Origin of the sequence: Streptomyces sp. PTY087I2 (assembly GCF_001687325.1) — a bacterium.
Classification (GTDB): Bacteria; Actinomycetota; Actinomycetes; order Streptomycetales; family Streptomycetaceae; genus Streptomyces.
The window spans coordinates 38,846-49,394 of record NZ_LZRD01000038.1 but is presented as its reverse complement, the minus strand read 5'-3'; the positions used below and the strand labels follow the sequence as shown (position 1 = coordinate 49,394).

9 protein-coding genes are annotated in these 10,549 nt (G+C 68.4%); 2 read left to right on the top strand and 7 right to left on the bottom strand.

The window, feature by feature from the left end; all coding sequences use genetic code 11:
• Positions 1-545 precede the first annotated feature (545 nt).
• The 3 genes from A3Q37_RS31170 to thyX form a co-directional block, all read right to left on the bottom strand.
• Complete coding sequence (locus A3Q37_RS31170; protein ID WP_010072342.1) at positions 546-2,231, bottom strand: ribonuclease J; 1,686 nt, start codon at positions 2,229-2,231, stop codon at positions 546-548.
• 153 nt (positions 2,232-2,384) lie between these two features.
• Complete coding sequence (dapA, locus tag A3Q37_RS31165; RefSeq protein WP_032789265.1) at positions 2,385-3,284, bottom strand: 4-hydroxy-tetrahydrodipicolinate synthase; 900 nt, start codon at positions 3,282-3,284, stop codon at positions 2,385-2,387.
• A gap of 152 nt (positions 3,285-3,436) precedes the next feature.
• Positions 3,437-4,174, bottom strand: a complete 738-nt coding sequence (gene thyX, locus A3Q37_RS31160) for an FAD-dependent thymidylate synthase (protein ID WP_006128002.1) — start codon at positions 4,172-4,174, stop codon at positions 3,437-3,439.
• A gap of 216 nt (positions 4,175-4,390) precedes the next feature.
• Here thyX and A3Q37_RS31155 point away from each other — a divergent pair, with 216 nt between their 5' ends.
• Both A3Q37_RS31155 and A3Q37_RS31150 read left to right on the top strand, forming a co-directional pair.
• Positions 4,391-4,630 (top strand): hypothetical protein, encoded by a 240-nt coding sequence (locus A3Q37_RS31155; RefSeq protein WP_065489748.1) that lies wholly within the window; start codon positions 4,391-4,393, stop codon positions 4,628-4,630.
• A gap of 109 nt (positions 4,631-4,739) precedes the next feature.
• Positions 4,740-5,291 carry a hypothetical protein gene (locus tag A3Q37_RS31150; protein ID WP_065489746.1) on the top strand — a complete coding sequence of 184 codons (552 nt, stop codon included), beginning with the start codon at positions 4,740-4,742 and terminating at the stop codon, positions 5,289-5,291.
• Between the two features lie 112 nt (positions 5,292-5,403).
• Here A3Q37_RS31150 and A3Q37_RS31145 read toward each other — a convergent pair whose 3' ends face one another.
• Genes A3Q37_RS31145 through A3Q37_RS31130 form a run of 4 tightly spaced genes read right to left on the bottom strand, consistent with a single transcriptional unit; the run spans position 5,404 to position 10,349 of the window.
• Complete coding sequence (locus A3Q37_RS31145; protein WP_065489744.1) at positions 5,404-5,967, bottom strand: hypothetical protein; 564 nt, start codon at positions 5,965-5,967, stop codon at positions 5,404-5,406.
• An 8-nt stretch (positions 5,968-5,975) separates the two neighbouring features.
• A complete protein-coding gene (gene dapB, locus A3Q37_RS31140; protein ID WP_065489742.1) occupies positions 5,976-6,728 on the bottom strand; it encodes a 4-hydroxy-tetrahydrodipicolinate reductase in 753 nt (250 codons plus the stop codon).
• A gap of 31 nt (positions 6,729-6,759) precedes the next feature.
• Positions 6,760-8,139, bottom strand: coding sequence for a pitrilysin family protein (locus tag A3Q37_RS31135; protein ID WP_065489740.1), 1,380 nt, complete (start codon positions 8,137-8,139; stop codon positions 6,760-6,762).
• Positions 8,136-10,349: a polyribonucleotide nucleotidyltransferase gene (locus A3Q37_RS31130; RefSeq protein WP_065489738.1), complete on the bottom strand. Its 2,214-nt coding sequence runs from the start codon at positions 10,347-10,349 to the stop codon at positions 8,136-8,138. The genes A3Q37_RS31135 and A3Q37_RS31130 overlap by 4 nt, the downstream gene beginning before the upstream one ends.
• Positions 10,350-10,549: the final 200 nt, after the last annotated feature.

Genomic DNA, 10,549 nt, shown 5'->3' with positions numbered 1-10,549 from the left:
TCTCCGTGAATGTTTACCCGTAATCGGGTGCACACACACACGAGAGCGGAACAACCGGCCGGAATAAGACCCGTTGTTCACAGCGTCCTCGCTGTGTATTTCAAAAGGAACCACGTCCCGACCAAACCGGCCGGAGACGGGGTATCAACATATCTGGCGTTGACTTTTGGCACGCTGTTGAGTTCTCAAGGAACGGACGCTTCCTTCGGTCCCGTATCACCGGGGCCCTCCGGGCGCTTCCCTTCGTTTCACTTCTTTGTCCTGCTGTCTTGCGTTTCCGACTCTATCAGACTCTTTCTTGTCCGATTCCCGGTCGAAGCGGGCCGTGCAGTTTCGCTTTCCAGGTTCTCCGCTTTCGCGCTTTCCCTTTCCGGCGGACCCGACTTTATCAGAGATTCTGAGTCGGAATTCCCACCCCCGGCGGGGTGTTCCGGACGCACGAGTGCGCGCGGTGCTTCCCGTTCAGGCGGAGACGTAAACGTACTGGAGCGGGGCTCCCCGATGCAAATCGAGGGCCCCGCTCCAGGTCAGGCGGTCGTGAGGGGTCAGACCTCGACGACGACCGGAAGGATCATCGGGCGGCGGCGGTAGGTGTCGGACACCCACTTGCCGACCGTCCGGCGGACCATCTGCTGGAGCTGGTGGGGCTCCATCACGCCGTCCTGCGCCGACTTGTCCAGGGCTTCCTGGATCTTCGGGGTGACGCCGGCGAACGCGTTGTCGTCGATGCCGGAGCCGCGGGCCTGGATGTGGGGGCCGCCCACGATCTTGCCCGAGGAGCTGTCGACCACGATGAACACCGAGATGATGCCCTCGTCGCCGAGGATGCGGCGGTCCTTGAGGGAGGTTTCGGTGACGTCGCCGACGGAGAGGCCGTCGACGTAGACGTAACCGGCCTGGACCTTGCCGACGATCTTCGCCTTGCCGTCGATGAGGTCGACGACCACGCCGTCCTCGGCGATGACGATGTGGTCCTTCGGTACCCCGGTGAGGGCGCCCAGTTCGGCGTTGGCCCGCAGGTGGCGCCATTCGCCGTGGACCGGCATCAGGTTCTTCGGCTTGCAGATGTTGTAGAAGTACAGCAGCTCGCCGGCCGAGGCGTGGCCCGAGACGTGGACCTTGGCGTTGCCCTTGTGGACGACGTTGGCGCCCCAGCGGGTCAGGCCGTTGATCACGCGGTAGACCGCGTTCTCGTTGCCGGGGATGAGGGACGACGCCAGGATCACCGTGTCGCCGGGAACGATCCGGATCTGGTGGTCGCGGTTGGCCATCCGGGAGAGGGCCGCCATCGGCTCGCCCTGCGAACCCGTGCAGACCAGCACGACCTCGTCGTCCGGGAGGTCGTCGAGGGTCTTGACGTCGACGACCAGGCCGGCGGGGACGTTCAGATAGCCCAGGTCACGGGCGATGCCCATGTTGCGGACCATCGAGCGGCCGACGAAGGCGACCCGGCGGCCGTACTCGTGGGCGGCGTCCAGGATCTGCTGGATGCGGTGCACATGGCTGGCGAAGCTCGCCACGATGATGCGCTTCTGGGCGTTGGCGAACACCGTGCGCAGGACGTTGGAGATGTCCCGCTCCGGCGGCACGAAGCCGGGGACCTCGGCGTTCGTGGAGTCGGAGAGGAGAAGGTCGATGCCCTCCTCGCTGAGGCGCGCGAACGCGTGCAGGTCGGTGAGACGGCCGTCCAGCGGAAGCTGGTCCATCTTGAAGTCACCGGTGGCCACGGCCATGCCCGCGGGGGTGCGGATGGCGACGGCCAGCGCGTCCGGGATCGAGTGGTTGACCGCGATGAACTCGCAGTCGAAGACGCCGATGCGCTCCCGCTGCCCTTCCTGCACCTCAAGGGTGTAGGGGCGGATGCGGTGCTCCTGGAGCTTCGCCTCGATGAGCGCGAGGGTCAGCTTCGAGCCGATGAGGGGGATGTCCGGCTTCAGGCGCAGCAGGTACGGGACGCCACCGATGTGGTCCTCGTGGCCGTGCGTGAGGACGATGCCCTCGATGTCGTCCAGGCGGTCCCGGATCGTGGTGAAGTCCGGCAGGATCAGGTCGATGCCCGGCTGCTCCTCCTCGGGGAAGAGAACGCCGCAGTCGACGATGAGCAGGCGGCCGCCGTACTCGAAGACCGTCATGTTGCGGCCGATCTCGCCCAGGCCGCCGAGCGGGGTGACCCGCAGGGCGCCCTTCGGGAGCTTCGGCGGGGTACCGAGTTCAGGGTGCGGATGACTCAAAAGACTCTCCTTACCACGCACGCCACGTACCGCTGAGGCACGTGGCGCGCATGTCATTCGTGCACTTGCTGTTGTCTGGGGTGGTGCCCTGGCGAGTCGCCTCGCCTGTTCGGCTGTTCAGTTGTGAAGTCTGTTCAGTTGTGAAGTCCGTGATCAGAGCTCTACCCCGCCGGCGGCGAGATCGATCTTGAGCTGGGCCGTCTCCTGGGCGCTGAGCTCCACCAGCGGCAGGCGCAGCGGTCCGGCCGGGAGGCCCTGGAGGGTCAGGGCGGCCTTCGTCGTGATGACGCCCTGGGTGCGGAACATGCCGGTGAAGACCGGGAGCAGCTTCTGGTGGATCTCGGTGGCCTTCTGGACGTCGCCGCTCAGGTGCGCCTCGATCAGGGCCCGCAGGTCGGGGGTGACCATGTGGCCGACGACGGAGACGAAGCCGACCGCGCCGACCGAGAGGAGCGGCAGGTTGAGCATGTCGTCGCCGGAGTACCAGGCGAGGCCGGATTCGGCGATGGCCCAGCTGGCGCGGCCCAGGTCGCCCTTGGCGTCCTTGTTGGCGACGATCCGCGGGTGGTCGGCGAGCCGGACCAGGGTCTCCGTGTCGATCGGCACGCCGCTGCGGCCGGGGATGTCGTACAGCATCACGGGGAGGCCGGTGGAGTCGGCGATGGCCGTGAAGTGGCGGAGGAGGCCCTCCTGCGGCGGCTTGTTGTAGTACGGCGTCACCGCGAGCAGGCCGTGGGCGCCGGTGCGCTCGGCCGTCCGGGCGAGCTCGACGCTGTGCCGGGTGTCGTTGGTGCCGATGCCGGCGACGACGTGGGCCCGGTCTCCTACGGCCTCGAGGACCGCTCGTACGAGCTGGTCCTTCTCCGAATCACTGGTGGTCGGGGACTCACCGGTGGTGCCGTTGACGATCAGGCCGTCATTGCCTGCGTCCACCAGGTGGGCGGCGAGCCGCTGGGCGCCGTCGAGGTCGAGAGCGCCGTCCGCCGTGAAGGGCGTGACCATAGCGGTGAGGACCCGCCCGAAGGGGGTCTGCGGAGTGGAGATCGGAGCCATGGGTAACACGCTACTCGCTGCTCAGCGCGCGGGGTCCCCTCGGGGGGACGGGGAAGAGGAGCCCGGCACTGCCTGCTCGGGGGTTCAAGCAGTGCCGGGTCCGTTTGATCAGCCTAGATGAACTTCTCGAAACGCCGCAATACGGACACCGCCTATGGGGCGACCCGTCCATTTTTGTTGAAGGCGGCATGAGTGAGCGGCATGAGCTGCTGCCAGTGGGTTTCCATCTGTTCGCCGACCATCTCGATCTCGCGCTGCGGGAAGGACGGCACCTTCGCCAGCTCGTGCTGGGTGCGCAGGCCGAGGAAATGCATCAGGGAGCGTGCGTTGCAGGTGGCGTACATCGAGGAGAAGAGGCCGACGGGGAGGACCGCGCGGGCGACCTCGCGGGCCACGCCCTTCGCCAGCATCTCCTGGTACGCCTCGTAGGAGGCCCGGTAGGACTCCTCCATGGCGCGGGTCGTGACGTCGTACTGCTCCTCGGTGCCCTGGACGAACTCGTACTTGCCGGGGCGGCCCTGCTGGACGAGCTTGCGGGAGGTTCCGGGGACGTAGAAGACCGGCTCCAGCTCCCGGTAGCGGCCCGATTCCTCGTTGTACGACCAGCCGACGCGGTGCCGCATGAACTCGCGGAACACGAAGATCGGGGCGCTGATGAAGAACGTCATCGAGTTGTGCTCGAACGGGCTGCCGTGCCGGTCCCGCATGAGGTAGTTGATGAGTCCCTTGGAGCGCTCGGGGTCCTTGGTGACCTCTTCGAGCGACTGCTCGCCCGCGGTGGAGACCCGGGCGGCGAACAGCACGTCCGCGTCGCGCGCGTCGCTCTTCACCAGCTCGACGGTGACGTCACTGCGGAAGTGGGGCTTTGCGGGTTCGGGGGTGTCGGTCACCGACGGGGGTCCTTCCAGGGGCGGCGCGGGAGGCCCGGCGGCGTGGCTCGGGCGGCGACCACTCTACGGGCCGCGGGACCGTGCATGTACGCGGCGGTCTCGGGCAGCCGTTCGTGGAGTTCCCCCAACAAGTACGGCGATTCGGGCACCGATTCGGGCTGTCGTACGTCTGACTCAATAGCAGCACCCGTCAAGCAGATCAAGGAGAGTTTCCTCATGTTCCGCCGGCGTGAAGCCGTCCCGTTCTCGTTCGTCGCCGAGTCCGAGCGGTTCCGCAGTAATGTCACTCCGCCTCCCGCCGCCCGTGCCACCGTTCCCGAGCTGCTGGGGCGGTCCCTCGTCGGGCTGACCGTGGTCGCCGGTCTCGTGGGCTCTCTGCTGCTGGGCCTCCCGGCGCTGGATTCCGGACAGCCCGCGGAGCACGGCAAGCAGTCGACCGCGTCTCAGGGCCGCTGAGCCGTAGGCCGTCGACTCGTACGGACCCCCTGGGGTGGTCGGGCCGGGGGCTGCCTCGGTAGCCTCACCGGGCACAGCAATCGAGCGTGCTTGTGAGTGAGGATGAGTCGTGCCCCTGCCCTTTCTGACGGCCGACCGCGCATTCGACGCGAGCGCGGAGGACGTCGCCCTGCCGTTCGACGACCACGACAGCTGGCGGCGGCCCTACCGCCCCGGTCCGTGGCGGGTCGCGGCGGCGGCCACCCTGTTGTTGCTGGCCTCGTTCGTTCTGCTCGCGGCCATGATCATTGGTGTGGCCGGAGCGCCTTCGGGTGCCACGGTGTGTCTGGTGCTGGCCGGTGTCGTGATCGCCGCCGCCCTGCGGCTGCTGCGGGCGGGTGCGTGGGTCAGCCGCCACGGTGTGCGGCGCGTCGGCTTCTTCCGGACCGTCACGGTGGCCTGGAGCGACACGTCGGCGGTCCGTACGGTCCAGCAGCCCGTGAAGTGGATGGGCTTTCCCCGTACGGTCCAGGGCCAGGCGCTCGTCGTGGTCCGGCGGAGCGGTGAGACGTTGGCGCCGCTGGCCACGGACCACAATGCGGATTTCCTCGGGCGTGAGGAGGCGTTCGAGCGGGCGACGGATTCCGTTGAGGCCTGGGCGGATGAGTATCGGCTCGGGTGAGCCGGTTTTTGTCGGCTGTACGTGAGTGAGCCCGGGCCCATCGTGGGTGCCGGGCTCACTTGCGTACGGGCTGAAAGATGTCCTCAATCGCCGGACGGGCTTGATTTTGCCCTCAAGCGCCGGGCGGGCTGGAAGGTGCGGCCGGGCTTGAGGATGCGGGCTCGCCAGGCGCGGGCGAAGGTGCGGGCTCATCCGGCGCTGGCGAGGGGGCGCTCGGGGTGGAAGGTGCGGCCTTCGGGGGCGTTTTGTGCAAAGCGATGGCCCTCTGCATGGCCTTGCGGGCCCTTGGGGTGTCCCTTGCGTCCTGGTAGGCGATCGCCAGTCTGAACCAGGTGCGCCAGTCGTCCGGGGCGTCCTCGGTCTCCTCGCGGCGCTGGGTGAAGACCGCGTCGGCGGCGTCCCGGTCGATGCGGCCCGACGGGGTGCGGGCCAGGTCGTCGACCGGGAGGCCGCCCTCCGCGTCCAGCTCGGCGGCCAGGGCGTTGGCGCGGCGGACGAACTGGGTGTTCTTCCACAGGAACCAGACGCCGATCAGCGGCAGGATCAGCACGGCGACGCCGAACGTGACCGTGAGCAGGGTGCCGTGCCGGATGAGCATCAGGCCCCGGCTGCCGACCAGGACGAAGTAGAAGACCAGGACGGCGGCCGTGATGAAGTAGGTGATCTTTGCGCGCATGGGGGCCGTCAGTTCAGGTCGAGGAAGTGTTCCAGGCCGAACGTGAGGCCGGGAGTGGTCACCACGCGGCGGACGCCGAGCAGGATGCCCGGCATGAAGCTGCTGTGGTGGAGGGAGTCGTGGCGGATGGTGAGGGTCTCGCCCTCGCCGCCGAGCAGCACTTCCTGGTGGGCCAGCAGGCCGCGGAGCCGGATCGCGTGGACCGGGACGCCGTCGACGTCCGCGCCGCGCGCGCCGTCCAGGGCGGTGGTCGTGGCGTCGGGCTGGGGGGCGCTGCCGGCCTTCGCGCGGGCCGCCGCGATGAGCTGGGCGGTGCGGGTCGCGGTGCCGGAAGGGGCGTCGACCTTGTTGGGGTGGTGGAGTTCGACGACCTCGACGGATTCGAAGTAGCGGGCGGCCTGCTCCGCGAACTTCATGGTCAGGACCGCGCCGATAGAGAAGTTCGGGGCGATGAGGACACCGGTCTCCGGGGAGTTGTCCAGCCAGGTGGTCAGCTGCGCGAGCCGTTCGTCGGTCCAGCCGGTGGTGCCGACGACGGCATGGATGCCGTGCCGGACGCAGAAGTCGAGGTTGCCCATCACCGATGCGGGGGTGGTCAGCTCGACGACGGCCTGGGCGCCCGCGTCGGCGAGGGTCTCCAGCTTGTCGCCGCGGCCCAGGGCCGCCACCAGCTCCAGGTCGTCGGCGGCCTCGACGGCTCGTACGGCCTCGGAGCCGATACGGCCCTGAGCACCGAGAACGGCTACGCGCAGCTTGCTCATGGTGATTCCTTAGGGTGCGAGCGCTTGGGGGTTAGGAGACCGCTTCGTGGAGGCGGTCCGCCTGCTTGTCCTTGAGCGGGCCGATGACCGAGAGCGAGGGGCGGTGGGTGAGGAGTTCGCCCGCCACCTCCCGTACGTCGTCGGGGGTGACCTCCGCGATACGGGCCAGCATGTCGTCGACCGACATCTGCTCGCCCCAGCACAGCTCGCTCTTGCCGATACGGTTCATCAGCGCGCCGGTGTCCTCCAGGCCGAGGACGGTGGAGCCGGAGAGCTGGCCGATGGCGCGGGTGATCTCGTCGTCGTCCAGGCCGTGGGTGGCGACCCGGTCCAGTTCGTCGCGGCAGATCTTCAGGACGTCGTGGACCTGGCTGGGCCGGCAGCCCGCGTAGACGCCGAAGAGGCCGCAGTCGGCGAAGCCCGAGGTGTACGAGTACACGCTGTAGGCCAGGCCGCGCTTTTCTCGTACCTCCTGGAAGAGGCGCGAGCTCATTCCGCCGCCGAGGGCCGTGTTGAGGACCCCGAGGGCCCAGCGGCGGTCGTCGGTGCGGGCGAGGCCGGGCATGCCGAGGACCACGTGGGCCTGTTCGGTCTTGCGGTTGAGCAGCTCGACCTTGCCTGCGGCGCGCAGGGTGCGGGAGCCCTGGCGGGGCGCCATGGGCACCGCGTCCGTACGGGAGAGGGCGCCGGCCCTCTCGAAGGCGCGGCGGACCTGGGTCACGACCGTGGCGTGGTCGACGTTGCCCGCGGCTGCGACGACCAGGTGCGTGGGGTCGTAGTGCTTCTTGTAGAAGCGGGCGATCTGGCCCCGGTTCAGGGCGTTGATCGTGTCGACGGTGCCGAGGACGGGGCGGCCGAGCGGGGTGTCGCCGAGCATGGTGTGCGCGAACAGGTCGTGCACGCAGTCGCCCGGGTCGTCCTCGGTCATCGCGATCTCTTCGAGGATGACGCCGCGCTCGGCGTCGACGTCCTCGGGGGCGATCAGCGAGCCGGTCAGCATGTCGCAGACGACGTCGATGGCCAGCGGCAGGTCGGTGTCGAGGACCCGTGCGTAGTAGCAGGTGTACTCCTTCGCCGTGAAGGCGTTCATCTCGCCGCCGACCGCGTCGATCGCGGAGGAGATGTCGAGGGCGCTGCGCTTGCCGGTGCCCTTGAAGAGGAGGTGTTCGAGGTAGTGGGTCGCGCCGTTCAGGGTGGGCGTCTCGTCGCGGGAGCCGACGTTCGCCCAGATGCCGAAGGTGGCGGACCGGACGGAGGGCAGGGTCTCGGTGACGATCCGCAGACCGCCGGGGAGCACGGTCCGGCGGACCGTTCCGATGCCGTTGCTGCCCTTGAGAAGCGTTTGGGTACGGGCGACGGCCCGCCCCTCCGAGGAGGTGCGGGCCGTCGTCGCGGAACTACGGGACGTCACTTGTCGGTGTCGTCCTTCTTGTCGTCCTCTTCACCCTCGATGACGGGGATGAGGGAGAGCTTGCCGCGGGAGTCGATCTCGGCGATCTCGACCTGGACCTTGGCGCCGACGCCGAGCACGTCCTCGACGTTCTCCACGCGCTTGCCACCGGCGAGCTTGCGGATCTGCGAGATGTGCAGCAGACCGTCCTTGCCCGGCATGAGCGACACGAACGCACCGAAGGTGGTGGTCTTGACGACCGTACCCAGGTAGCGCTCGCCGACCTCCGGCATGGTCGGGTTGGCGATGGCGTTGATCGTGGCGCGGGCGGCCTCGGCCTGCGAGCCCTGCTGGGCACCGATGTAGATGGTGCCGTCGTCCTCGATCGTGATGTCGGCGCCGGTGTCCTCCTGGATCTGGTTGATCATCTTGCCCTTGGGGCCGATGACCTCACCGATCTTGTCCACCGGGATCTTGACGGTGATGATCCGCGGGGCGTTCGGGGACATCTCGTCCGGGACGTCGATGGCCTCGTTCATGACGTCCAGGATGTGCAGACGGGCGTCACGGGCCTGCTTCAGCGCGGCGGCCAGGACCGAGGCGGGGATGCCGTCGAGCTTGGTGTCGAGCTGGAGCGCGGTCACGAACTGCTTCGTACCGGCGACCTTGAAGTCCATGTCGCCGAAGGCGTCCTCCGCACCGAGGATGTCGGTGAGGGCGACGTAGTGGGTCTTGCCGTCGATCTCCTGCGAGATCAGGCCCATGGCGATACCGGCGACGGCGGCCTTGAGGGGCACACCGGCGTTCAGCAGCGACATGGTGGAGGCGCAGACCGAGCCCATGGACGTCGAGCCGTTGGAGCCCAGCGCCTCGGAGACCTGGCGGATCGCGTAGGGGAACTCCTCGCGGGTCGGGAGGACCGGCACGATGGCACGCTCGGCGAGCGCACCGTGGCCGATCTCGCGGCGCTTGGGCGAGCCCACGCGGCCGGTCTCACCGACGGAGTACGGCGGGAAGTTGTAGTTGTGCATGTAGCGCTTGCGGGTCACCGGGGAGAGGGTGTCCAGCTGCTGCTCCATGCGGAGCATGTTGAGGGTGGTGACGCCCAGGATCTGGGTCTCGCCACGCTCGAACAGCGCCGAGCCGTGCACGCGCGGGATGGCCTCGACCTCGGCGGCGAGCGTACGGATGTCCGTGACGCCGCGGCCGTCGATGCGGACCTTGTCCTTGATGACGCGCTCGCGGACCAGCTTCTTCGTCAGCGCGCGGTACGCGGCGGAGATCTCCTTCTCGCGGCCCTCGAACTCCGGGAGGAGCTTCTCGGCGGCGATCTCCTTGACGCGGTCCAGCTCGGTCTCGCGCTCCTGCTTGCCAGCGATGGTGAGCGCCTGCTTCAGCTCCGGCGTGACGGCCTTGGCCAGGGCGTCCAGGACGTCGTCCTGGTAGTCCAGGAAGACCGGGAAGTCACCCTCGGGCTTGGCGGCCTTGGACGCCAGGTCCGACTGCGCCTTGCAGAGGGTCTTGATGAACGGCTTCGCCGCTTCCAGACCGGCGGCGACGACCTCCTCGGTGGGAGCCTCGGCGCCGTCCTTGACGAGCTGGATGGTCTTCTCGGTGGCCTCGGCCTCGACCATCATGATCGCGACGTCGCCGTCCTCCAGGACGCGACCGGCGACGACCATGTCGAAGACGGCGTCCTCGAGCTCGGTGTGCGTCGGGAAGGCGACCCACTGGCCCTTGATCAGGGCGACGCGGGTGGCGCCGATCGGGCCGGAGAAGGGCAGGCCCGCGAGCTGGGTGGAGCAGGAGGCGGCGTTGATCGCGACCACGTCGTACAGATGGTCGGGGTTGAGCGCCATGACCGTCTCGACGATCTGGATCTCGTTGCGCAGGCCCTTCTTGAAGGACGGGCGCAGCGGGCGGTCGATCAGACGGCAGGTGAGGATCGCGTCCTCGGAGGGGCGGCCCTCGCGGCGGAAGAAGGAGCCGGGGATCTTGCCGGCCGCGTACTGCCGCTCCTCGACGTCCACCGTGAGGGGGAAGAAGTCGAGGTTGTCCTTGGGCCGCTTGGAAGCGGTGGTGGCCGACAGCACCATGGTGTCGTCGTCCAGGTACGCGACGGCGGAGCCGGCGGCCTGCTTGGCCAGGCGGCCCGTCTCGAAGCGGATGGTGCGGGTGCCGAAGGTGCCGTTGTCGATGACGGCCTCGGCGTAGTGGGTCTCGTTCTCCACTAGTGATTTCTCCATACTCGTCGTCTTTCGTCCGCGCGCCCGTGTGGCGCGGGACGGTGCGGGAGAGGCGCACCGTGGATGCGGGCCGGTCTTCGATCGAAGCTCCCGGGCATGTTCCCGGGGGCCACTACCGAGGACCGGCGGCGGCGTCGTAGCGCCTCTCCCTGAATCTTGCTCGTTCCGGTCTTACTCGTTCTTGC